At 70.3% G+C, this 21,759-nt stretch carries 20 protein-coding genes; 12 read left to right on the forward strand and 8 right to left on the reverse strand.

Going from position 1 to position 21,759, the window contains the following annotated elements; all coding sequences use genetic code 11:
• Window positions 1–196: 196 nt before the first annotated feature.
• Complete coding sequence (gene galK, locus HOV91_RS09940; protein ID WP_174185162.1) at window positions 197–1,324, reverse strand: galactokinase; 1,128 nt, start codon at window positions 1,322–1,324, stop codon at window positions 197–199.
• Between the two features lie 164 nt (window positions 1,325–1,488).
• Between galK and HOV91_RS09945 the strand changes: the two genes are divergently transcribed.
• The 3 genes from HOV91_RS09945 to HOV91_RS09955 all read left to right on the forward strand — a co-directional run bounded on the left by HOV91_RS09945 (window position 1,489) and on the right by HOV91_RS09955 (window position 4,141).
• Complete coding sequence (locus HOV91_RS09945) at window positions 1,489–2,058, forward strand: pyruvoyl-dependent arginine decarboxylase (RefSeq protein ID WP_246349960.1); 570 nt, start codon at window positions 1,489–1,491, stop codon at window positions 2,056–2,058.
• Complete coding sequence (locus tag HOV91_RS09950; protein WP_174185163.1) at window positions 2,055–2,621, forward strand: hypothetical protein; 567 nt, start codon at window positions 2,055–2,057, stop codon at window positions 2,619–2,621. Before HOV91_RS09945 ends, HOV91_RS09950 begins: the two co-directional genes overlap by 4 nt.
• An 80-nt stretch (window positions 2,622–2,701) precedes the next feature.
• Window positions 2,702–4,141: a diguanylate cyclase domain-containing protein gene (locus HOV91_RS09955; RefSeq protein ID WP_312884544.1), complete on the forward strand. Its 1,440-nt coding sequence runs from the start codon at window positions 2,702–2,704 to the stop codon at window positions 4,139–4,141.
• A gap of 1 nt (window position 4,142) precedes the next feature.
• Here HOV91_RS09955 and HOV91_RS09960 read toward each other — a convergent pair whose 3' ends face one another.
• Both HOV91_RS09960 and HOV91_RS09965 read right to left on the reverse strand, forming a co-directional pair.
• Window positions 4,143–4,898: a DUF6319 family protein gene (locus HOV91_RS09960; protein ID WP_174185165.1), complete on the reverse strand. Its 756-nt coding sequence runs from the start codon at window positions 4,896–4,898 to the stop codon at window positions 4,143–4,145.
• Window positions 4,899–5,145: 247 nt separating this feature from the next.
• The gene (locus tag HOV91_RS09965) at window positions 5,146–5,766 is read right to left on the reverse strand and encodes a TetR/AcrR family transcriptional regulator (protein WP_174185166.1); all 621 of its coding nucleotides are present in this window, start codon (window positions 5,764–5,766) and stop codon (window positions 5,146–5,148) included.
• Between the two features lie 211 nt (window positions 5,767–5,977).
• Here HOV91_RS09965 and HOV91_RS09970 point away from each other — a divergent pair, with 211 nt between their 5' ends.
• From HOV91_RS09970 to HOV91_RS09990, 5 genes are read left to right on the forward strand one after another with little or no spacing between them, the layout of a single operon-like run.
• Window positions 5,978–7,345 carry a flavin-containing monooxygenase gene (locus tag HOV91_RS09970; RefSeq protein WP_174185167.1) on the forward strand — a complete coding sequence of 456 codons (1,368 nt, stop codon included), beginning with the start codon at window positions 5,978–5,980 and terminating at the stop codon, window positions 7,343–7,345.
• A 7-nt stretch (window positions 7,346–7,352) separates the two neighbouring features.
• The gene (locus HOV91_RS09975; protein WP_174185168.1) at window positions 7,353–8,510 is read left to right on the forward strand and encodes a serine hydrolase domain-containing protein; all 1,158 of its coding nucleotides are present in this window, start codon (window positions 7,353–7,355) and stop codon (window positions 8,508–8,510) included.
• Window positions 8,510–9,556, forward strand: a complete 1,047-nt coding sequence (locus HOV91_RS09980; protein ID WP_174185240.1) for an NAD(P)-dependent alcohol dehydrogenase — start codon at window positions 8,510–8,512, stop codon at window positions 9,554–9,556. The genes HOV91_RS09975 and HOV91_RS09980 overlap by 1 nt, the downstream gene beginning before the upstream one ends.
• A gap of 37 nt (window positions 9,557–9,593) precedes the next feature.
• Window positions 9,594–11,243: a steroid-24-oyl-CoA synthetase gene (casG, locus tag HOV91_RS09985; RefSeq protein ID WP_174185169.1), complete on the forward strand. Its 1,650-nt coding sequence runs from the start codon at window positions 9,594–9,596 to the stop codon at window positions 11,241–11,243.
• A gap of 4 nt (window positions 11,244–11,247) precedes the next feature.
• Entirely contained in the window at window positions 11,248–12,999 is a 1,752-nt protein-coding gene (locus tag HOV91_RS09990) for an N-acyl-D-amino-acid deacylase family protein (RefSeq protein ID WP_174185170.1), read from the forward strand.
• A gap of 84 nt (window positions 13,000–13,083) precedes the next feature.
• Here the strand turns inward: HOV91_RS09990 and HOV91_RS09995 are convergent, their stop codons facing one another.
• On the reverse strand, window positions 13,084–13,368 hold the full coding sequence (locus HOV91_RS09995; RefSeq protein ID WP_174185171.1) for a hypothetical protein: 285 nt from the start codon (window positions 13,366–13,368) through the stop codon (window positions 13,084–13,086).
• A gap of 179 nt (window positions 13,369–13,547) precedes the next feature.
• On the opposite strand from HOV91_RS09995, the gene HOV91_RS10000 reads away from it, so the two are divergent.
• Window positions 13,548–14,612: a DoxX family protein gene (locus HOV91_RS10000; RefSeq protein WP_174185172.1), complete on the forward strand. Its 1,065-nt coding sequence runs from the start codon at window positions 13,548–13,550 to the stop codon at window positions 14,610–14,612.
• 101 nt (window positions 14,613–14,713) lie between these two features.
• Here HOV91_RS10000 and HOV91_RS10005 read toward each other — a convergent pair whose 3' ends face one another.
• Both HOV91_RS10005 and HOV91_RS10010 read right to left on the reverse strand, forming a co-directional pair.
• Window positions 14,714–15,103, reverse strand: coding sequence for an STAS domain-containing protein (locus HOV91_RS10005; RefSeq protein ID WP_174185173.1), 390 nt, complete (start codon window positions 15,101–15,103; stop codon window positions 14,714–14,716).
• Between the two features lie 127 nt (window positions 15,104–15,230).
• Window positions 15,231–16,061: a mycofactocin-coupled SDR family oxidoreductase gene (locus HOV91_RS10010; RefSeq protein ID WP_174185174.1), complete on the reverse strand. Its 831-nt coding sequence runs from the start codon at window positions 16,059–16,061 to the stop codon at window positions 15,231–15,233.
• A gap of 430 nt (window positions 16,062–16,491) precedes the next feature.
• On the opposite strand from HOV91_RS10010, the gene HOV91_RS10015 reads away from it, so the two are divergent.
• The 3 genes from HOV91_RS10015 (at window position 16,492) to HOV91_RS10025 (ending at window position 18,543) form a co-directional block, all read left to right on the forward strand.
• Complete coding sequence (locus HOV91_RS10015) at window positions 16,492–16,719, forward strand: hypothetical protein (protein ID WP_174185175.1); 228 nt, start codon at window positions 16,492–16,494, stop codon at window positions 16,717–16,719.
• Between the two features lie 102 nt (window positions 16,720–16,821).
• Window positions 16,822–17,475 (forward strand): class I SAM-dependent methyltransferase, encoded by a 654-nt coding sequence (locus tag HOV91_RS10020; RefSeq protein WP_174185176.1) that lies wholly within the window; start codon window positions 16,822–16,824, stop codon window positions 17,473–17,475.
• 234 nt (window positions 17,476–17,709) lie between these two features.
• Window positions 17,710–18,543: an AfsR/SARP family transcriptional regulator gene (locus tag HOV91_RS10025; RefSeq protein WP_174185177.1), complete on the forward strand. Its 834-nt coding sequence runs from the start codon at window positions 17,710–17,712 to the stop codon at window positions 18,541–18,543.
• Between the two features lie 59 nt (window positions 18,544–18,602).
• Here the strand turns inward: HOV91_RS10025 and HOV91_RS10030 are convergent, their stop codons facing one another.
• Window positions 18,603–19,952 carry an acetyl-CoA carboxylase biotin carboxylase subunit gene (locus tag HOV91_RS10030; RefSeq protein WP_174185178.1) on the reverse strand — a complete coding sequence of 450 codons (1,350 nt, stop codon included), beginning with the start codon at window positions 19,950–19,952 and terminating at the stop codon, window positions 18,603–18,605.
• Window positions 19,953–19,960: 8 nt separating this feature from the next.
• A complete protein-coding gene (accA, locus tag HOV91_RS10035; RefSeq protein ID WP_174185241.1) occupies window positions 19,961–21,649 on the reverse strand; it encodes an acetyl-CoA carboxylase carboxyl transferase subunit alpha in 1,689 nt (562 codons plus the stop codon).
• Window positions 21,650–21,759 lie beyond the last annotated feature (110 nt).

Here is a 21,759-nt window from a genome sequence, read left to right on the forward strand (position 1 = left end):
AACGGATGGAGCGGCGAGCGGCACAGCGTTCCTCCTGGCGGTGAAACCGGGGCGGCGAGCGAGATCGTGCGTCGTGCTGGTTGTGCCCGGCGCGCGCGACCTCCTCGTCGCCCGCCGAATGGTGTCGGCTGAACATACTCTGCGCGATCGGGCGGTACCGGCGTAGCACATTCGCGCACAAATTCTGGACGGTCGCTCAGCCGATCCGGTGCGCTCCGGCGGCGGGAACGACGACGAACGTGCGCGGCTCGGCGAGATCCGCCCGCGCGAAACGCCGTCGCACCGACTCCACCACGGCCGCCGTGCGGTCGTGGTCGACCAGCGCGATGGCGCTCCCGCCGAATCCGCCGCCGACCATCCGCGCGCCGTGCGCCCCCGCCGCCAGCGCGGCCTCCACGGCGGCGTCCAGGGCCGGGGTGGACACTTCGAAATCGTCCCGCAGCGAGGCGTGTCCCGCGGTCAGTATCGGGCCGATTCCGCGTGGGTCGACGCCCTCTCGCAATTTTTCGGCAACCTCGAGGACCCTGGCGTTCTCCGTCACCACGTGCCTGGCGCGGCGGCGCAGCACGCCGTCGGCGATCCGGTCGGCGTCCGCCGCGGACCTCACCTCGCGCAAGGTGGCGACGCCGAGCGCCCTGGCCGCCGCCGCGCATTGGTCGCGACGCTCGGCGTAGCGGCCGTCGACCAGTTCGTGCGGCTGCCCGGTATCGATCACCAGCAGTTCGAGTCCGAAAGCGCCGAGATCGAAAGGGATCTGCTCGTGCCCGGCCCCGCGCGGCGCGGTGGTGTCGGCGGCGAACGCGCGCACGTCCAGCAGCAGCGCGTGCCCGGCCGTGCACAGCATCGCGGCCGACTGGTCGAGCAGGCCGGTCGGAGCGCCGACGTAGTCGTTCTCGGCGGCGCGGGCCACATCGATCAGCGCGCGGTCGGTCAGCTCGGGCGCGAACAGATCACGCAGCGCCACGGCCACAGCGCACGACAGCGCCGCCGAGGACGACAGCCCCGCGCCGATCGGTACCGCGCCGTCGAGGTCGAGATCCACGCCGGGAATCCGATGACCGCGCCGGGTGTACTCGGCGACCACGCCGAGCGGATAGCGCGCCCACCCGGGCACCCGCTCCCGCTGCCGCGCGAGGTCGCCGACCGCGACGACCACCGGCTCGCCGGGCCGCTGCCGCGAGCCGACCCGGATCAGTCCGTCGGTGCGCGCGGCCGCCGTGCACCGCACTACCAGCGGCAACGCGATCGGCAGGACGTAGCCGTCGTTGTAGTCGGTGTGCTCACCGATGATATTGACCCGTCCCGGCGCTACCCATGTCCGCACGCTCGTTCCTCGCTGTTCTCGTCGGTCGTGTCAGGGTACGAGACACGCCGCGCGAGCTTTGGTTTCGGCGCGCTTGGGTGCGCGATCGCGGTTCGTGACGCACAGTCGATTTCGAAGCAAGACCGGCCTGCAAATTCGGTGGCCGTGTCGGATCGGGAGGGCTCATGACGCACGACGCCGCACGCGGCGACTTACGCGCGCGGTCGCGCCCGGAGCGGCTGCGGCCCCCGCTGGATCGGCCCCTTCCGGCGCCGCTGACCATCGAGATCGGCGCGGCGACCGGAGCGGGACCGACCGCCATGTCGGCGTTCGACGCGGCGCTGCGCGACCTCGGGGTGGGCGAGGCCAACCTGATCCGGTTGTCGTCGGTCATCCCGCCGCGCGCCACCGTCGAACGCATCGGCCGGGTGCGCAAGCCGATCCCCTGGGGCGACCGGCTCTACTGCGTGTACGCCGTGCGACACGCCTACGGGCGCGGTTCGACCGCCGCGGCGGGCATCGGCTGGGCGCTGCGCGACGACGATTCCGGCGCAGGACTTTTCGTCGAGCACGAAGCCGAGACCACCGACGAGGTGACCGCGCTGATCCGGGCCAGTCTGGCGGACATGACCCGCCGCCGCGGCGACGGCTTCGGCCCGGTCCACCTGTGCACCGCGACCGCCACCTCCGACGGCGACCCGGCCTGCGCGCTGGTCCTGGCGGCCTATCACACCATTCCGTGGGGTCCGCGATGAGCGAGATCTCCGTGACCGTCGAGACGACGATTCCGGAGGAACGGATCGCGCTGTTCCACCGCCTCTACGAGGAGGCGTTCGGACCGCTGCGCGCGAAGGCCATCGCACGGCAGGTGCTGCACGCCGACGAATTCCGGGAGGAGATGCTCGACCCTCGCGTGCAGAAGTACGTAGCGCACGCCGACGGCGAACCGATCGGCGTGACCACGCTGACCAGGCATCTGGAGACCGTTCCGTGGATCAGCCCGGACTATTTCGCGGCCCGCTATCCCGAACACGCGGCGCGCGCGGCGATCTACTACGCGGGTTTCACCCTTGTTGCGCCAAGTGCCCGCCAAGGGGCCGCGTTCCATGCCATGATCAAATCAGTTGTCCATGTTTTGGTTGCCGAACGCGCGGCGGTCGGTTGGGACATCTGCTCGTACAACAACACTCGGTTCTCGTTCGCCGACAGTATTCGAGCGGTGCTCGACGAACAGGCGGACGTCGAAGTCGCGGTGGAGGATTCGCAGATCTACTACGCGGCCCGGTTCACCGGGGACGGAGCGACCAAGGGGGGCTGATGACACCCAGTGAACAGCCACAGACCAACTGTCGGCCGAATCTTCGACCGGGCTGGCACGCGGCGCTTCTGGGGGGAAGCGTGGCCGCGATCGCGGTTCACCTGGCGCTGGACTCGCAGCTGGTGGCATTCGTGACGATGGTGGCCATCGTCGGGGCGACCCTCGCCATGATCGCCATCGGCCTGCACACCCACCGGCCCGCGCACCCGCTGCCGTGGTATCTGCTGTCCGGCTCGGCGGTGCTGTTCGCCACCGGCACCACGCTGCGCGACATCGGCGACCACGCGGTCCATCCACTCGACGACGGGTTCACCCTGCTCGGTTATCTGGGCGTCGGGCTCGCCGCGCTGATCTGGTTGTGGCCGCGCCAAGTGCACGGCGACTACGACCTGCTGCTGGACTCCGCCCTGATCGGGCTCGGCGCGCTGCTCGCCTCGTGGACCTTCCTCATCTCACCGATCCTGCAGTCCACCGAGACCGGGCTGGACGTGCTGGTCGCCGCGACCTACCCGGTGCTCGACGCACTGCTGCTCACCTTGGTCGCGCACTCGATGGCCACCTCCACGCGCGCGGAGACCTCGCTCTGGCTGCTGCACGCCGGACTGGTCGCGGTGCTGCTCGGCGATCTGGGCTACAGCCTGGAGACCGCGGGCGCGACCGCGCTGGGCCGCGAGGTGCTGCTGGCTCCGCTGCTGGTCGCCTACGCGACCGTCGGCGTGGCGGCGCTGCACCCGACGATGGCCGCGCTCGGCACGCCGCGGCGCATCCACCCGCACCATTCCCGGCAGCGCGCCAGCCTCATCGCGATCGCGCTGATCGTGGCCTCGCTGGTGCCGGTGGTGGGGTCCAGCCTGCACGCGGTGGACCGAGTGGTGGTGTCGTCGCTGTTCGCGCTGCTGCTGATCGGCATGCTGGTGCGCAGCGAGCGGGCGATCGTGCGCAGCGCCCGCAGCGAGCGGCGTGCGCAGTACCAAGCCGACCACGACATGCTCACCGGACTGCTGAACCGATCGGCGCTGCTGCGCGCCCTGCGGCAGCGGGCGCAACAGTGGGCCGAACAACCGATCTGCTTGCTGTTCATCGACCTCGACGGCTTCAAGCGGGTCAACGACAGCTATGGACACGCCGTGGGCGACGAACTGATCGCGACGGCGGCGGCCCGCATCCGGCGGGTGGTGCGCCGCGAGGACGTGGTGAGCCGCTATGGCGGCGACGAATTCGTCGTGCTCGCCGCGCTGGCCCGGCCGGAGGCCGCCGTGCTGGCCGAACGACTGCTCGGCGCGTTCGTCCGGCCGTTCGGGCTGAGCGCGGGCGAGATCCCGATCACCGCGAGCGTCGGCGTCGCGTGCGTCGGTCCGCGCAGCTCGGACCCCGACGTGCACAGCCTGCTGCGGGACGCGGACGCGGCCATGTACCACGCGAAGCACGACTCGCTCGGTTACGCGTTCCACGACGACCTGCGCCGCCCGACCGCCGATTCCGAGCGCCGGATCTGGCGCGCGGCCAGCCCCGCGGTGTGAGTCAGTCGCTCAGCTCGTCCAGCAGGCGCTTGGCCTCCTCGAGCTCGGCCTGTAACTGCTGCACCTTGGCCTCCTGCACTCCGCGCAGCGCATCCAGCACGCCCGCGACCACCTCGGCGACCTCGGGATGCAGGATCTTCGCCGCCTGCGCCACCGCGGAACCGGCCACCGGCAAGCCGCGCAGGGTGCGCTTCTTGCCGCTGACCACGTCGACCGACCACTCGCCGTCGGCGGTGCCGGTGAGGGTCACGGTGACCTCGGGCGCCTTGGCCTTGCGGGCGGCAGCGGCCTTGGCGGGCTTGGGCGTCGCCGGGGCCTGCTTGCCCGCGCTCTCGGCTCGGCTCGCCTCGCCGGCGGCCTGCGCCGGTTTCGGGGCGGCAGCCGCCGTGGGTGCGCTCGCCTGAGCGGGCTGCGGCGCGGAGCTCGTCGCGGTCGACGGCTGGGTCACAGGGGATTCCTTCCTGGTTGACGACTTCGGCTGGGCGGTGGCGCCCGCCGCCCCTCGCGGCGGCTTGGTCAAGGTCACCTCGACGGGAGAGAAGGACAGTACATCCTTCGATCCGGTCGGCCGGACCTGCAGGAAATCACCGTCGGCAGGGTCGCCGAGCGCGATCACCTTGCCCGAGCGCCCCTCCGGAACGCCCACCGCGGCCGAGGTGAACCACACCATGGGCGGGCGGCCACCGGCTATGTCCGTGGCGATCTGTTGAATCTCGCTGTCCGACAATGGTTGCGGCTTGGTTCGTGGCGACGGCATGGTGACTCCGAGCGATTGCGTGGTTGGCTGCGTGCACAGATGATGCCCCACGCCGCCGACAGATTCGCGGGCCACCGTCGAATCGGGTCGGTCCAGGGTCCGGCCCGGACAATCAGCAAATATCAGGCAACGCCAATTGGCGCCCACCGCGGCGGCCCCGCGATCCGCTCGATGACAACTGCTGCGCCGCGCGCTGTTTCGCGCACGCCGTGCCGACCGCGCGGCGGAACACGTCGCACCGGCCCGCTCAGCTCGCCGCCGTCGGCGCACTCAGCGCGGGAAACCAGATGTCGGTGAGCACCTCGACGGCTTGGTCCACCGAGACGTCGATGGTGCCCTGCATCGCCCATCGGGTGAAGAATCGTTCCAGTTGCGCGACCAGCAGTTCCACGCGCAACCGCGCCTCGTCTCGCCGCTCGGCAGGCCACCCGGCCAGGTAGGCGGTCATCGCGTTGGGCAGGGCGAGGATGCCGTTGCGGGCGATCTCGCGGAACTCCGGCTCCAGCGCCGTCGCCTCGTCCCACGCGGGCAGCAGGTCCTTGTACTCGTGGAACCACTCGATCGCGCGGGCCATCCAGCCGGCGAACTCGGCGCGCGAACCGGTCTCCAGCACCCGGTCGAGATCCTGATAGAAGTGCAACGCGGTGGGCGCGGTGCCCTGCTCGGCGATCGCGCGCAGCAGCTCCAGCTTTCCCGCGAAGTGCAGGTAGAAGGTGGCGCGGCTACAGCCGACCGCCGCGGCGATGTCGTCCACCCGCACGGCCGCGTAACCGCGGGTGGCGAACAGCTCCTTGGCGGCCTCCAGCAGGCGGGCCCTGGTCTGCTGCTTCTGCTCGTCCCGCAGGTTCGCATTGGCGTTCGTGCGCATGGTGAACAGCTACCTCGTATCCGTAAAAGATGTGCTGACGTGCGGCTACCGCTCGCCGAGTCTACGCGGGGGCAGTCTCGATAGACAGTGCGTCACTCACTAGACACTATGTCTACCCAGTGCTATTTTGTTGCCTACGTCACTCCGGTGCGCGACCCGCATCGGACGTTCGGCCGTCCTGCGCGACGGCCCTCCAGCACGAGGACAGTGAATGACGTCAACCGCACTCCCCCGGGTCTGCGTGATCGGCGCGGGCCCCTCCGGGATCACCGCAGCCAAACGCTTGAACGACCACGGCATCCCCTTCGACTGCTACGAGGCGTCCGACGAAGTCGGGGGCAACTGGTATTTCAAGAATCCCAACGGCATGTCCGCCTGCTACCAGAGCCTGCACATCGACACGTCCAAGTTCCGCTTGGCATTCGAGGACTATCCGGCGCCCGACGAGTGGCCCGACTTCCCCCACCACTCGCAGCTGTTCCAGTATTTCCGCGATTACGTCGACCATTTCGGCATCCGCGACCGGATCGTGTTCAACACCGAGGTCACCGCGGCCGAGCGGGGCGCGGACGGTCGCTGGCTGATCACCACGAGCGAGGGGCGCACCAGGGACTACGACGCGCTCGTCGTCTGCAACGGCCATCACTGGGACCCGCGGATCCCGGACTACCCCGGCGAGTTCGACGGCACGCTGCTGCACAGCCACGCCTACAACGACCCCTTCGACCCCGTCGACATGCGCGGCAAACGCGTCGTCGTGGTGGGCATGGGCAACTCCGGCCTGGACATCGCCTCCGAGCTGTCGCAGCGCTTCCTCGCCGCCGAGCTCTACGTTTCCGCCCGGCGCGGAGTCTGGGTGCTGCCGAAATACGTCAACGGCAAGGTCGGCGACAAGCGCTCGATGCCGCGGTGGATGCCGCCGAAGCTGGGCCTGAAGCTCAAACAGCGTTTCGTCCGCAAGTTCCGCGGCAACATGGAGGACTACGGCCTGCCCGCGCCCGACCACCTGCCGTTCGAGGCGCATCCGTCGGCCAGCGAGGAGTTCCTGCACCGCGCGGGCTGCGGCGATATCAGGTTCAAGCCCGCGATCACCGCGCTGGAGGGATCGCGGGTGCGCTTCGCCGACGGCAGCGCCGAAGAGGTGGACGTGATCGTCTGCGCCACCGGCTACCGCATCTCCTTCCCGTTCTTCTCCGATCCCGAACTGCTGCCCGACAGCGACAATCGCTTCCCGCTGTTCAAGCAGATGATCAAACCGGGCATCGACAATCTGTTCTTCCTCGGGCTGGCCCAGCCGCTGCCCACGCTGGTGAACTTCGCCGAGCAGCAGAGCAAGCTGGTGGCCGCCTACCTGACCGGCCGCTACCACCCGCCGTCGGCGGAGGAGATGCGGGCGGCCATCCGGTCCGCGGAATCGGCCAGGACCGGCCGCTACTACGACTCGCCCCGGCACACCATCCAGATCGAGTTCGAACCGTATGTGCGGGATCTGCGGCGGGAGCTGGCGCGCGGCGCGAAACGGGCCGCCGCCGCGGGCAACGCCCTGCCGGTTGCGGCTCGGCCGCTCGAACACGTGTGAGGCCGGGATGACCACTACGACAGGCACCGAGACATCGGGCTTCTGCGCCGAGCGCTTCGCGCGGGTCCGAACGGAACTGGAGACCCGGCTCGCCTCCGGCGAGGAACTGGGCGCGTCGATCTGCGTCACGGTCGACGGCGAACCGGTCGTCGACCTCTGGGGCGGCTACCGCGACCCAGGGCGCACCGCACCGTGGACCGAGAACACCCTGGTGAACGTCTTCTCGATCACCAAGACCATGACCGCGCTCAGCGCTCTGCTGCTGGTCGAGCGCGGCGAACTGGACGTCTACGCGAAGGTGGCCGACTACTGGCCCGAGTTCGCCGCGAACGGCAAGGGCGACATCGAGATCCGCCATTTGCTCGCGCACACCTCCGGCGTCTCGGGCTGGCAGCCGCCGATCCAGCTCGCCGACATCTACGACGCGGAAGCCGCCGCCGCCCGCCTCGCGAGCCAGCCGCCGTGGTGGGAGCCGGGCACCGCGTCGGGGTATCACGCCCTCGCCTACGGCCACCTGATCGGCGCGGTGATCCGCCGCGTCACCGGACGCTCGCTCGGCCGGTTCTTCGCCGAGGAACTCGCCGGGCCGCTGGGGGCGGACTTCCACATCGGCACCGCGCCCGAGCACCACGCGCGGATCGCCACCTTGGTCCCGCCCGCCATGCCGGAATTCGACATGGCCGCGCTCGACCAGGACAGCGTGCTGGTCAAGACGCTCACCAGCCCCCTGCTCGACATCGCCGAGACGACGAGCGCGGGGTGGCGGCAGGCCGAGATCGGCGCGGTGAACGGCCACGGCAACGCGCGTTCGGTGGCGCGGGTGCAGTCGCTGGTGTCCTGCGGGGGCGCACTCGGCGGGCGGCGGCTGCTGTCCGATGAGACGATCGAGCTGATCTTCCGGCAGCAGTCCGACGGCGTGGATCTCGCGCTGCTGCTGCCACTGCGGTTCGGCATCGGCTACGGGCTGCCCCAGCGGCAGACCGCGCCGGAAGTGCCCGACGGCCGGGTGTGCTGGTGGGCGGGCTACGGCGGCGCGATGGTGGTCAACGACCTCGAGCACCGCACCACGTTCGCCTACACGATGAACCGGATGGCACCCGGCCTGATCGGCTCCGACCGCGCCGACGCCTATCTGCGCGCGGCCTTCGCGGCGATCCGCGGATGATGCGGGCACTGCAGCTCACCGCGCCCGGTGTGCTGGAACTGCGCGAGGTACCGATCCCACGGATCGGTCCCACCGACCTGCTGCTGCGCGTGGGCGCGGCGGGCATCTGCCATTCGGATCTGCACGTGCTGCGCATCCCGTTCCGGATGCGCGAGGAGCCGTTGACCCTCGGCCACGAGATCGCGGGCACCATCGAGGCCGTCGGCGACGGCGTGGACGGCCGCCGGGCCGGTGAGCGCGGCATCGTGTATCTGTGCTGGTCGTGCGGGGTCTGCCGAGAGTGCGTCGGCGGCAACGAGAACGTCTGTCACGCCGCGGGCCGCACCGCCATGCCGCCCTGTCCCGGCCTGGGGCCGGACGGCGGCATGGCGGACTACATCCGCGTGCCCGCGAGTTCGTTCGTGCCGATCGGCGACCTGGACTTCGCCGGGGCAGCGCCGCTGGCCGACGCCGCGCTGTCGAGCTATCACGCCATCCGTGGCGCGCGCGAGCAGCTCGGACCCGGGTCGGTGGCGGTGGTCGTCGGGATCGGCGGGCTCGGTCACGTCGCGGTGCAGATCCTCGCCGCGACCACGGCGGCGCGCGTGCTGGCCGTGGACGTCAACGCCGACAAGCTCGACCTCGCGCTGCGGTGCGGGGCCGCGGAGGGACTGGTCGCGGGCTCGGACACCGCACGCGAGATCCTCGACCGCACCGGGGGCCGCGGCGCGGACGCGGTGTTCGATTTCGTCGGCGTCGACGCGACCGCCCGGCTCGCGGTCGAGTCGGTGGCGCCGAACGGGGCATACCGGATGATCGGCCTCGGCGGCGGCACTCCGGAGATCACCGCGGCCCCGGCGGGCGGCACGGGCTGGCCGTGGGGCGCCTCGGTCCGAAAGTCCTACGGCGGCACCAAATCCGACCTGATCGACTCCGTCGCGCTGGCCGCGTCCGGCAAGCTACGCGTCGAGGTGGAGCGCTACCCCCTGACCGAGGGCCGCGACGCCCTCGACCGGCTCGAACGCGGCCTGGTCACCGGCCGAGCGGTCCTGGTGCCCGAGCCGTGACGAATCAACCCTGCGCAGTGACGAGGAAGTACCCGATATGACGAAGCCCATCGACCCGCAGGCGTTCGTAGCGCAGGCCGCGGCCCGGCTCACCGGACCCGGCGGTCGATTCGAGATGGTGGTCGAGGACGTGCTCGGCGCACCGATGCCGGTGGTGCGCCACCGCAAATCCTCGCTGCGCGAAGTGCTCGTCGCCGCGGCGGCGCACGGCGATCGGGACTACCTGGTCACCGCGGATCGGAGGATCTCGTTCACCGAGCACGCCGCCGCGGTCGCGGCGCTGGCCACGGCCCTGCGGGACCGATACGGCGTCGGAAAGGGCGACCGGGTCGGCATTCTGGCGGCGAACACACCCGAGTGGGTGCTCACCTTCTGGGCGGCCCAGGCGCTCGGCGCGATCGCGGTGGGTTACAACGCGTGGTGGGCGCCGCGCGAGGTCGCCTACGGCGTCGCGCACACCAGCCCCGCGGTGCTGGTCGTCGACGCCAAGCGGGCCGCGCTGGTGGCGGAGCTCGACATCCGGACCCCGGTGCTCACCATGGAGCACGACGTGCCCGCGCTCGTCACCGAATACCGGACCGACACCCTGCCGGACGCCGAGATCGGCGAAGACGACCCCGCGGTGATCCTGTACACCAGCGGCACCAGCGGACGCCCCAAGGGCGCGGTGCATTCGCACCGCAACCTGGTGGCGGTCACCGACTACCACGTCTTCAACGACGCGCTGGCCGCCGCGCTCACCGGGGCGGGCGAGCTGCCCAGCGGTCGCCGCTTCCTGGTCACCTCGCCGCTGTTCCACATCGCCAGCCTGCACAACCTCGTGGTCCCCCGGCTGGTCACCGGCGACGCGGCGGTGCTGCACCAGGGGTCGTTCGACGCCGACCGGGTGCTGCGCCTGATCGAGTCCGAACGGATCACCAACTGGGGCGCCATGCCGACCATGGCCACCAGGATGCTGGAACTCGACCTGTCCGGCTACGACCTGTCCTCGCTGGCCGCCTTCTCACTGAATTCGGCGCCGTCCTCGGCCGCGCTGCAACAGAAATTGCGCGATCAGCTGCCTGTCGCCCGCAACGCGCTGGTGACCAGCTACGGGCTGACCGAATGCAGCACCGCCGCGACGCTGGCGAGCCCGGCCGAGCTGGCGGCGTTCCCGGACACCGTGGGACGACCGGTCGTCGGGGTCGCGCTGGAGATCCGCGACAGCGCGGGCGAGGTGGTCCCCGACGGCGTCGAAGGCGAGATCTGGGTGCGCAGCCCCTATGTGATGCTGGGGTACTGGCAGGACGAGGCGGCGACCGCCAAGGCGATCACACCGGACCGCTGGCTGCGCACCGGCGATATCGGGGTGCTGGAGCACGGCAGGCTGCGGCTGTCCGGGCGCCGTTCGGATCTCATCCTGCGCGGCGGGGAGAACGTCTATCCCACGGAGATCGAGCAGTGCCTCGACGAGCATCCCGCGGTGCGCGAATGCGCGGTCGTCGGCGTGCCCGACGCCGACCTCGGACAGCAGGTCGCGGCCCTGGTCGTGGTCGAGAGCAGCACCGCGACCACCGAAGACGAGCTGCGCGCGTTCGCCGCCGAGCGGCTCGCCTACTACAAAGTGCCCGCCCGCTGGCGGCTGACCACGACCGCACTCCCGCGCAACGCGACCGGCAAGGTCGTGCGCACCGATCTCGAGGTGTAGACCCATGTACGACACCATCATCGCCAACGGCCGCTGGTTCGACGGCACCGGCGCCCCCTCCGCCGTCCGGCACCTCGGCATCCACGACGGGCGGGTCGCGACCGTCTCGGCCGAGCCGCTCCACGACCCGGCCTGTCCGAACATCGTGGACGCCACCGGGAAGTGGGTGCTGCCCGGCATGCTCGACATCCACACCCACTACGACGTGGAGGTGCTACAGCATCCGGCGCTGACCGAATCGGTGCGCCACGGCATCACCACGGTGCTGCTGGGCTCGTGCTCGCTGTCCACCGTCCACGTCGACGCCGCCGACGCGGCTGACCTGTTCGCGCGGGTCGAGGCCATTCCGCGCAAGCACGTCGTCGCGGCGGTCGACGCGCACAAGACCTGGCGCTCGGCGCACGAGTACGCGGCCGCGCTGGAACGACTGCCGCTCGGCCCGAACGTCGCCGCGTTCATCGGGCATTCGGACATCCGCGCGGCCGAACTGGGGTTGGAGCGCGCGACCCGCAAGGACGTCCGGCCCGACGCCGCCGAACTGGCCGGGATGGAGGCGAAGCTGACCGAGGCGCTGGACGCCGGGTTCGTCGGGATGTCCTCGCAACAACTGATGTTCGACAAACTCGACGGCGAAGTGTGCCGGTCGCGCACCCTGCCCTCCACCTACGCCACCACCCGGGAACGGCGCAGGCTCAATGCCGTGCTGCGCCGGCGCGGCGGGGCGCTGCAAGGCGGACCCGACGTGTCCCGGCCGCACAGCCTGGTCACGATGGCGGCGGCCAGCCTCGGCCTGTTCCGCAGGCCGCTGAAGGTCAGCCTGCTCTCGGCCGCCGACATCAAGGCTCTTCCCGGCGTGGTGCACCTGTTCCCCCTGATCGCGCGGGTGCTCAACGCGCTGGGCGGCAACTTCCGCTGGCAGCACCTTCCGGTGCCCTTCGAGGTCTACGCCGACGGCATCGACCTGGTGGTGTTCGAGGAGTTCGGTTCCGGCGCCGAAGCGTTGCACCTGGCCGACCAGGTGGACAAACGCCGGGAACTGCTGCGCGACGAGGACTATCGACGCCGCTTCCGCGCGGATTACGACAAGAGATTCGGGCCCAGAGTGTGGCACCGCGACTTCTTCGACGCGCGGATCGTCGAGTGCCCCGACCCGGCGGTGATCGGCAAATCCTTCGGCCAGGTGGGCGCCGAGCGCGGCGGCCTGCATCCGGTGGACGCGTTCCTCGACCTGGTGGTGGAGCACGGCGATAAGGTCCGCTGGCGCACGACGATCTCCAACCATCGACCGGAGGTGCTCGATCGGCTCGCCGCCGACCCGGGCGTGCAGCTTGGCTTCTCCGACGCGGGGGCGCACCTGCGCAATATGGCGTTCTACAACTTCGGGTTGCGCTTCCTGCGCCGCGTGCGCGACGCCGCCGAAGCGGGTCGCCCGTTCCTGTCCGTCGAACAGGCGGTGCACCGGCTCACCGGCGAACTCGCGGACTGGTACGGCCTGGACGCCGGGCACCTGCGGGTGGGCGACCGAGCCGATGTCGTCGTCCTGGATCCGGCCCGCTTGGACGACTCCCTCGACGCCTACCGCGAATCCCCGATCGCCCCGTTCGACAACCTGTCGCGCATGGTGAACCGCAACGACGACACAGTCACCGCGGTGTTCGTCGGCGGTGTGCCGGTCTTCGGCGACGGCGCTCCCGCTCCGGTCCTCGGCACCCGCCGGACCGGCCGGTTCCTGCGCGCGTCCACCGCTATCCGGTGATCCGAAGGGCCCGGCCCGCGGCGTTCGCCACGTAGCGCACCATCGAGGCGTCGACCCCGAAGCGGGCCGACGGCCGCTGAGTGCTCACAGCGGAGCCGCGGTCGGGCAGAGTTCCCCGAAGCTGTCGGAGCGCACTCCGCAGCCGGTGCATTCGAACGCCATGCCCATGTCGAGCATCCAGTGGATGCGGGTATGGCAGGTCTCGCACAGAAAATCCACACCCGCCGAGTGGCAGCAGGACCGTTTACGGATGAACCATTCCGCGCGATGGCGACACGGCACGGAGTCGAAACGGAACGTGCACCTCGGTGCGGCGGGCAACTCGGCGACGACGGCTTCGAAAGCCGTTGTGGCCGTACGGATGTTCACAGCAGATACCTTCCGGCGGAGCAGGGGGCGTGCGCGATGCGCCTCTTCCCCTGGATCGATCTCGCTCGAATAGCTGTTACCCGGATGAGGCGGTCTTCACACGGCGGCGGACCGGCTTGTTTGGTCACCGGACGCGCGGGAATCCGAATTGTGACTACATCAAGGGAAGGGGTTCTGTCATGTTATTGCGCCGACTCGCCCGGCCGCTGCTGGCCACCGCGTTCGTCGTAGACGGGGTCGATACGCTGCGGCGCCCGGACGAGCGGGTCAAGGCAGCGAACGCACTGCTCGAACGGGGGCACCGCCAGCTGCCCGAAGAGATCGCCACGAAATTGCCATCGAATCCCACGACCGTCGTGCAGGTCAACGCTCTCGCTCAGGTGAGCGGCGGCGTACTGCTTGCCCTCGGCAAGGCGCCGCGACTGGCCGCGCTGGTGCTCGCCGCGACCGTCGTGCCCGCGGCCGTCACCGAGCAGGATTTCTGGAACGAGCAGGATCCGGCACGCAAGTCGGCGAAGCGGAACGCGTTCCTCAAGGACCTCGGACTGCTGGGCGGGCTGATGATCGCCGCGGCCGACACCGAGGGCAAGCCGTCGCTGGGCTGGCGCGGCCGCCGGGCCGCACGGGACGCCGCTGCCGCGGTCACCGCCGCACTGCCGTTCGGCGCGACCTCCGACACCCCGACCGGCGCTGCGCTGCGCAAGCACGCGCACGAGGCCGCGGAACGGGCGCGGGCGCTGGGAGCGGTCGCCGCGAGCAAGGGCGCCGAACTGGCCGAATCCGCCCAGCGGCACGGGCCGGAGTGGGCCGAAGCGGCGAAGGAACACGGCAGCGAGCTGGCGGAGACCGCCAAGGTGCACGGGTCGGAGTGGGCCGAAGTCGCCAAGGAGCGCGGCGCCGACTGGGCCGAGGTCGCGAAAGAACGCGGCACCGACTGGGCCGAGGTCGCCAAGGAGCGCGGGGCCGAATGGGCGGAAATCGCCAAAGAGCGCAGTGCCCGTCTCGCCGAGCTGGCCAAGCAGCGCGGAGGCGAATGGGCTGAGCTCGCCAAGGAACGCGGCACGGAATGGGCGGAGATCGCCAAAGAGCGCGGACCGGAGATCGCCGAGACCGCCAAGGAACGCGGCGCGCTCACCGCGCAGCTGGCCCGCGAACGCAGTGCCCAGACCGCGCAGTTGGCGCGCGAACGCAGTGCCCAGACCGCGCAGGCGGCCCGCGAGGCGATCGAGTCGCGCCGCCACTGACGCTGCGGACGGATAGCTGACCGCCGGGCCTCTGCTCGGCGGTCAGCGGACGCGTTCGGCGGCCCCCACCGGGCCGCCGAACGCGTCCGCTCGGCTCGGCCTCAGGCGGTCTCGTCGTAACCGGGCGAGAGCTGTACGAGGGCGGCATCCAGCGAGGAGACCCGGTGGAATCGGTCGGCCAGGCCGGTGATCTCGATGGCCCGGTCCACCGGCCGCACCGTGGTGATCAGCACGATCCGCCGCCGTGCGCGCGTGGCCTCGGTCTGCGCCTCGACCAATACGCTCAGCCCCGCCGCCGCGAGGAAAGTGACCGGCGACAGGTCGAGCACGAGGGTGGCCGCGCGGCGAAGGTAGGTGCCCACCAGCTCGGCCCGCAATCGGGGGGCGGTCGCGACATCGATATCGCCCGCGACCATCAGCATGGTGACGTCGCGGCGCGGGCGGCACACCGAAAACCTCAGCGGGTCAGTCCGTTCGGTGTGTCGGGACATGCGCTGACTCCTGGCCGGAAGCTGGCACTGCACAGACCTTGCGCTTCCAGTGAAGCATGGCCCGCGAGCTCTGTACAGGCGCGAACCACGGTCGTCGCCCGCCGTTTCGGGACGAGCCGGCCTGCCGCTAGGACGTACTCGCGCTCCCGCCGCAGGAGATGGTGATCGCCTCTCCGTTGAAGTGGCGGCCGTGTTCGGAGACCAGCAAGAGCACCGCCTCGGCCACCTCGGCGGGCTGGATCAAATCGCCGTTGGGCGGACCGGATTCGATGATCGCCATCCAGTCCTCCTTGGTCGGGTTCTCCTTGTCCGGCACCATGAGCCGCCACGTCGCCGGGTTCTGGATCATGTCGGTGTCCACGCCGGAGGGCAGCAGGGCGTTGACCGTGATGCCGTACTCCGCCACCTCCAGCGACAGCGATTTCACCAGTCCGAGCACGCCCCACTTGCTCGCCGCGTAGTGCGCCGCGTTGCGCACGCCCATCTTCGCCACGATGGACGAGGTGGCCACGACGCGGCCCCAGCGGCGCTCGATCATGTGCGGGACCACCGCGCGGAAGCTGTGGAACACGCCGGTCAGGTTGGTATCGATCATGTCCTGCCACAACCGCTCGTCCATCTCGGCGACGGGCGAGTTGGAGGCGATGCCCGCGTTCGCGATCAGGATGTCGATGCGGTCGAATTCCGCCAGCGCGCGCTCGGCGACCTCCCGCATCTGAGCCAAGCTGCGCACGTCGGCCTGCACGGCGACGCAGCGGCGGCCGGCCCGCTCGACCAGGGCGGCGGTCTCGGCCAGATCGTCGGGCGTGCTCAGCTCGTAGGGCAGGCCCGACAGCGGGGCGGCGATATCGCACACCACGATGTCCGCGCCCGCGTTCGCCAGCGCCACGGCGTGCGCGCGGCCCTGCCCCCGGGCGCCGCCGGTGATCACCGCTACCCGGTCGTCGAGATGCCCCATGACTGACCCTTCATCGGTCGGTACCTGCTCGGCCGTCCCCATCGTGTCATGTGCGCACGATCCGAGCCCCCGATTTTCCGGCGGGCCGCGTCGCCGACAGGCGAATTTCCCAGATCTGGGAACGGACCGAGGGTCTGTGGCGGGTGCGCCGGTGCGTCGCGCGGCGCGTCCGCGACCTGCGCGGACGGGCGCGGGTTGCCGAAATCCCCAGCGAGAGTGGAACAATGGACGCGGTCTCGGCACCGGAGCGGGCACGGCCACGGCACGCACGAACCGAACCGACTGCGGCACGGAGACCACCGGCAACCATTCCGACCCGGTCCAGCGACCAACTGTGTGCGATGTACGCTGCGCCCCGGAACGATTTCGCCCGTGCCTACCCATCGTTCCTGGCACGGTCGGCGCATCCACAGTGGTTCCAGGGGGCCCGATGACCGATTGTGAGTACCTTCCCGTGAATCTCGACCGACAGCTCGACGCCGAACCGACCGAGCACGACAGCACCATCGCCGCCCGGCTGACCAGCCCGCGGCTGCGCAGACTGCTGCATACGGCCATCGGCCTCTCCGAGGATTCCGTCGACCTGCTGACGACCATGACCACGCGCCTGCGCGCCGCCGAGGGCATGATCCTGCGCGACCCGCTCGACGACTGCTGAGCCGCAGGGGGTCGTGACCCGGACCGGCGCGGCGGCGCGGGCAGGTTGCCGAACCGGCAACGATATTTGCCGATCCGGCCGCGCCGGTGGATGGTGGGTCGCATGAGTGCCACACACCACCACGACCGGACCACGCCGACGACGGTCGAGTACTGGGAATCCTTCTACCGGGAACGCGACCAGGTCTGGTCGGGACGACCGAACTTCCTGCTGGTGCGGGAGATCGAAGCGGTCGCCCCGGGTACGGCGCTGGACCTGGGCTGCGCCGAGGGCGCCGACGCGATCTGGCTGGCCGAGCGCGGCTGGCGGGTCACGGCCGTGGACGTCTCGGAGACCGCGCTGGCTCGCGCGAGGGCCAACGCCGCACGACAGGAACTTCCCAGCGAAATCGACTGGCAGCGGCACGATCTCGACCACACCTTCCCGTCCGGGCGCTTCGACCTCGTCACGGCGCAGTATCTGCACTCCCCGCTGGCCGAGGACGGCGAGCGGACGCGCATCCTGCGCCGGGCCGCCGAGGCGGTGGCGCCCGGCGGGCTGCTGTTGATCGTCGGGCACGCGGAATGGCCCAGCTGGGTGCTGGAACCGCCCGCGGACGTCCACTTTCCGACCACCGCCGAAGTGCGCGCCGGCCTCGCGCTCGACCCGGCCGAATGGCGGGTGGAAGTGGAGGGGCTCGCCGAACGCGAGCAGGCCGGACCCGAAGGCCAACCGGGCACGCGAAAAGACAACATCCTGCTGATTCGCCGCGCCTGACCGCGATCGCAAATAACGGGCGAATCTCCTTGGGAGAGCGGAGAATTCGAAGCGGTATCGTCGGGAATTAACTCCGATATTACTCAGGATTCATTGAGTCGACACCGCTTTCTCGCTACTGTTGATGTGCCTACAGCGCGGTGGGAATCGAGAATCTCACATCGGTCGGGGGGACAGTCGCCCGTAGGGGAGATCCCAGTGAAGTATCCAGTTTGTGCACGCGTATTAGGTCCATTGACGCTCGCTCTCAACAATCGCAACGCCACGCCGACCGCACAGAAGCAGCGGCAGTTGCTGGCACTGCTCTTGGTCAGGCACGACACCGTTGTCCCGGTGACGACCCTGATCGAAGAACTGTGGAACGACGATCCCCCCCGCAGCGCGGTGACCGTCGTGCAGACATATGTACTCGGAATTCGCAAGAAGATGGCCGAACAGCTCGGGGTGGGGCAGGCCGAGGTAGCGGAATGTTTTCTCCGCACCCGGAGCAAAGGCTATTCCTTCGACGTCAAGGACTGCGTGTTCGACCTGCGCGACTATCAGTCCATGTCCGAAGCCGCCCGGTGCGCCGCCAAGACCGGCGACGACCAGCGCGCGGTGGATCTGTTCAACGCCGCGGAGGCGCTGTGGAGCGGCCCGGCGCTGGTCGACGTGGAGGGCGGCATCCCGCTCGCCGCCGAGATCTCACATCTGGACCACCTGCGGCTGACCAATATCGAGCTGCGGGTGGAGGCGGAGTTGCGGCTGGGCAGGCACCGCGAGGTGTGCCCCGACCTGGCGCGGTTGACCATGCAGCACCCGCTGCACGAGCGGCTCCAGGCGTACTACATGTTCGCCCTGTGCCGGTCGGGACAGCGCGCCCGCGCCTTGGCCTCCTATCAGCAGTTCAGCCGGTTCATGCAGGGCGAACTGGGGCTCGACCCCTGCCGGAAGCTGCAGCAGCTGCACCAGGACATCCTGGCCGCCTCGGACGTCTCGGTGAGCGCGATGCTCAACAGCCGCCATGCCGGATACCTGATCGGGTGGCACTCCCCCGAGTTCCGCACCGTCACCGCCGAGCCCGCCTGACAGCGCCGCCGCGCAGCCCGGCCCCGGACCACCGCGGGCCGGGCGAACGGCACGCGCGCTCATCCCCGCCCGAGCAACTCGTCCACCAATCCGGTGGTATGCGTCGCGGCGCGCATGGCCGGATGGTCGAGCACCTCGCCCAGGAAATCCCGGGTGGTCACGACGCGGGCGCCGGAGATCCGGAATTCCGCCAGCGCCCGCCGCATCCGGGCGAGCGCCCGGTCGCGGTCCGGCGCCCAAACCACCAATTTCGCCAGCAGCGAATCGTAGTGCGGGGGGATCGAATAACCGGCGTGCGCATGGGTGTCGACACGTACGAAAGGACCGCCGGGCGGAATGAATTCCGCCAGGACGCCCGGGGCGGGCGCGAATTCCGCGGCCGGATCTTCGGCATTGATCCGGCATTCGATCGCCGCACCGCGCAGGACGATATCTCGCTGATCGATGCCGAGCCGTTCCCCGGCCGCGACCCGGATCTGTTCGGCGATCAGATCGATGCCCGTCACCATCTCGGTGACCGGATGTTCCACTTGAATTCGGCAGTTCACCTCCATGAAATAGTAATTGCCGTCCCCATCGACCAGGAATTCCACGGTTCCGGCGCCGGCATAGCCAGCTTCGAGCACACCGTGCACAGCGGAACTGCCCATTCGCTCCGCGAGACCTTCGGGCAGCTGCGGCGCCGGCGATTCCTCGATCAATTTCTGATGCCTGCGTTGCACGGAACAGTCGCGTTCACCCAGGTGCACGCCGTTGCCGTAGCCGTCGCACAGCACCTGGATCTCGACGTGCCTGGCCGCGGTCAGGTACTTCTCCAGATACACCCGGCTGTCGCCGAACAGCATCCGCGCCGTCGCCCTGGTCTCCTGATAGGCGCGGGGGAACGCCGCGCTCTCGTGCACCACCTGCATGCCGCGCCCACCGCCGCCCGCCGCCGCCTTGATGATCACCGGGAAGCCGATCGAATCGGCGAGTGCGTGCGCCTCGTCGAGTTCGAGCGGGTCGAGGCTGCCCGGCAGTAGCGGCAGTCCGGCCTTCGCCATCAGGGTGCGCGCCGACTGCTTGTCGCCGAGCTGGGCCATCACGTCGGCGGGCGGCCCGATCAGCGTGATGCCCGCCGCGCGACAGGCGTCGGCGAAATCCGGCGACTCGGAGAGGAACCCGTATCCGGGATGGATCGCGTCCGCGCCGGTGAGTTGCGCGGCGGCCAGGACGGCCGCGGCGTTCAGATAGCTGCGCTTGGCCGCGGACGGGCCGATCTGCACCGCCTCGTCGGCGAAACGCACCACCGCGGACTCGGCGTCGGCGACCGAGTGCACCGCCACGGTGCGCACGCCGAGCTCACGGCAGGTGCGCGCGACGCGCAGCGCGATCTCACCCCGGTTGCCGATCAGGATCTTCGCGAACATGGCGTCTCCTACGCGACCGACCGGACCAGGACCTGCTGCCGCGCGCCGAAGCGCCGGAAGCGCGCACGGCGCTCGTCGGCCAGCTCGGCGCCGCTGCGGCCCGTCAGCTCGCCCAGCGTCGCCGCCAAGGCGCGGCGCAGCTGTTCGGCCGCGGCCACGGGCGCCGCGCCCACGTCGTCGCCCGGCTCGGGCAACACCGCGTCGACCACCCCGAGACGAAGCAGGTCCCGCGCGGTCAGCGCGAGCGCGGCCGCCGCGGCCGGTGCGGCGGCCGGATCGTTCCACACGATCGCCGCGCACCCCTCCGGGCTGATCACCGAGTACGTGCCGTTCGCGAACATCAGCACCCGGTTCGCCACGCCGAGCGCCAGGGCTCCGCCGCTGCCGCCCTCGCCGACCACCACGCTGATCACCGGCACCCGCAGCGCGGACATCAACCGGATGTTCTCCGCGATGACCATCGCCTGCCCTTGCTCCTCGGCGGTCGCGCCCGGGTACGCGCCGGGCGTGTCGATCAAGGTGACGACGGGTAGCCCGAGCTTCTCGGCCAGCCGCATGAGCCGCGCCGCCTTGCGATATCCGGCCGGGGTCGGCATGCCGAAATTGCGTTCCATCAGCTCCTTCGGATCGTGTCCCTTCTGGTGGCCGATCACCATCACCGGCTGTCCGCCCAGCCACGCCGTTCCGCCGACCACCGCGGCGCAGTCGCCCGAGATCCGGTCACCGCGCAGTTCGCGGAACTCGTCGAAGGCCAATGCGAAGTAGTCCAGCGCGGTCGGCCGCTGCGAGGCCCGTGCCCGCCGCACCTGCGTCCACGGATCGGTCTCGGGAAGGCGGGCCGGATCGGTGATCGTTCCCGCGTCCGCGGGGACGAAGGTCCCTGCGGGATCGACCGGCCCCGCGACCCGCAGCAACGCGCCGAGCGCTCGGCGCAGACTCGCTCGCGGCACGATCATGTCGATGAGCCCGCGTTCGAGCAGAAATTCGGCGGTCTGGAACTTCGGCGGCAATTCCTGCCGGATGGTCTGCTCGATCACCCGGCGCCCGGCGAACCCGAGCCGCGCGCCCGGCTCGGCGATCAGCACGTCGGAGAGGGTGGCGAAGGAGGCCGCCACCCCGCCATAGGTGGGGTCGGTGATCACGCTGACGGTGAGGATGCCCGCCCGGTCCAGCTGCTCGAGCGCCGCGCTCGTCTTGGCCATCTGCATCAGCGACAGCGGACCCTCCTGCATCCGGGCGCCGCCGGAGGCGGTGACGATGATCAGCGGAACTCGCCGCTCCATGGCGAGTTCGGCGGCCGCGGTGATCATCTCGCCGACCGCGGTGCCGAGGCTGCCGCCCAGGAAGCGGAAGTCCATGGCGGCGATGACCACCGTCCGGCCCTCGATCGCGGCCAGCGCGCACAGCACCGCGTCGTGCATACCGGTGCGGGCGCGAGCGGCGGCCAGTCGCTCCGGGTAGGGCTTCGTGTCGGTGAAGCTCAGCGGGTCGTCGTCGGTGGCGGCGACCGCCAGCGGCTCGAAGCGCCCCTCGTCGGCGAGCTGCTCCACGCGCTGCCGCGCGCTGATCGGCGTGTGCCTGCCGCATTCGCCGCAGACGCCGAGGTCGCGGGTGAACCGTTTGCCGTACAGCGGGATCAGGCATGCCGGGCAGAGCACCCAGTCCGCGGCGCCGTCCTGGCCGTGTGCTGACTTCATCACGCGTGTCTCCTGTGCTCGGGAACGGGTGACCGATCCGGGCGGCGCCGGCCGGTCGATCACAGCGACAGCCTGCGCCGCACCGCTAGAGAACAACTCGACTCGCTCGC

It is taken from the genome of Nocardia barduliensis (assembly GCF_013315795.1).
Taxonomy (GTDB): Bacteria; Actinomycetota; Actinomycetes; order Mycobacteriales; family Mycobacteriaceae; genus Nocardia; species Nocardia barduliensis.

Coding starts and splice junctions, on each gene's coding strand:
- HOV91_RS09945 (WP_246349960.1), top strand. CDS start 1,489: ATGACGCACGACGCCGCACGCGGCGACTTACGCGCGCGGTCGCGCCCG.
- HOV91_RS09950 (WP_174185163.1), top strand. CDS start 2,055: ATGAGCGAGATCTCCGTGACCGTCGAGACGACGATTCCGGAGGAACGG.
- HOV91_RS09960 (WP_174185165.1), bottom strand. CDS start 4,898: ATGCCGTCGCCACGAACCAAGCCGCAACCATTGTCGGACAGCGAGATT.
- HOV91_RS09965 (WP_174185166.1), bottom strand. CDS start 5,766: ATGCGCACGAACGCCAATGCGAACCTGCGGGACGAGCAGAAGCAGCAG.
- HOV91_RS09970 (WP_174185167.1), top strand. CDS start 5,978: ATGACGTCAACCGCACTCCCCCGGGTCTGCGTGATCGGCGCGGGCCCC.
- HOV91_RS09975 (WP_174185168.1), top strand. CDS start 7,353: ATGACCACTACGACAGGCACCGAGACATCGGGCTTCTGCGCCGAGCGC.
- HOV91_RS09980 (WP_174185240.1), top strand. CDS start 8,510: ATGCGGGCACTGCAGCTCACCGCGCCCGGTGTGCTGGAACTGCGCGAG.
- casG (WP_174185169.1), top strand. CDS start 9,594: ATGACGAAGCCCATCGACCCGCAGGCGTTCGTAGCGCAGGCCGCGGCC.
- HOV91_RS09990 (WP_174185170.1), top strand. CDS start 11,248: ATGTACGACACCATCATCGCCAACGGCCGCTGGTTCGACGGCACCGGC.
- HOV91_RS10000 (WP_174185172.1), top strand. CDS start 13,548: ATGTTATTGCGCCGACTCGCCCGGCCGCTGCTGGCCACCGCGTTCGTC.
- HOV91_RS10005 (WP_174185173.1), bottom strand. CDS start 15,103: ATGTCCCGACACACCGAACGGACTGACCCGCTGAGGTTTTCGGTGTGC.
- HOV91_RS10010 (WP_174185174.1), bottom strand. CDS start 16,061: ATGGGGCATCTCGACGACCGGGTAGCGGTGATCACCGGCGGCGCCCGG.
- HOV91_RS10015 (WP_174185175.1), top strand. CDS start 16,492: ATGACCGATTGTGAGTACCTTCCCGTGAATCTCGACCGACAGCTCGAC.
- HOV91_RS10020 (WP_174185176.1), top strand. CDS start 16,822: ATGAGTGCCACACACCACCACGACCGGACCACGCCGACGACGGTCGAG.
- HOV91_RS10030 (WP_174185178.1), bottom strand. CDS start 19,952: ATGTTCGCGAAGATCCTGATCGGCAACCGGGGTGAGATCGCGCTGCGC.
- accA (WP_174185241.1), bottom strand. CDS start 21,649: ATGAAGTCAGCACACGGCCAGGACGGCGCCGCGGACTGGGTGCTCTGC.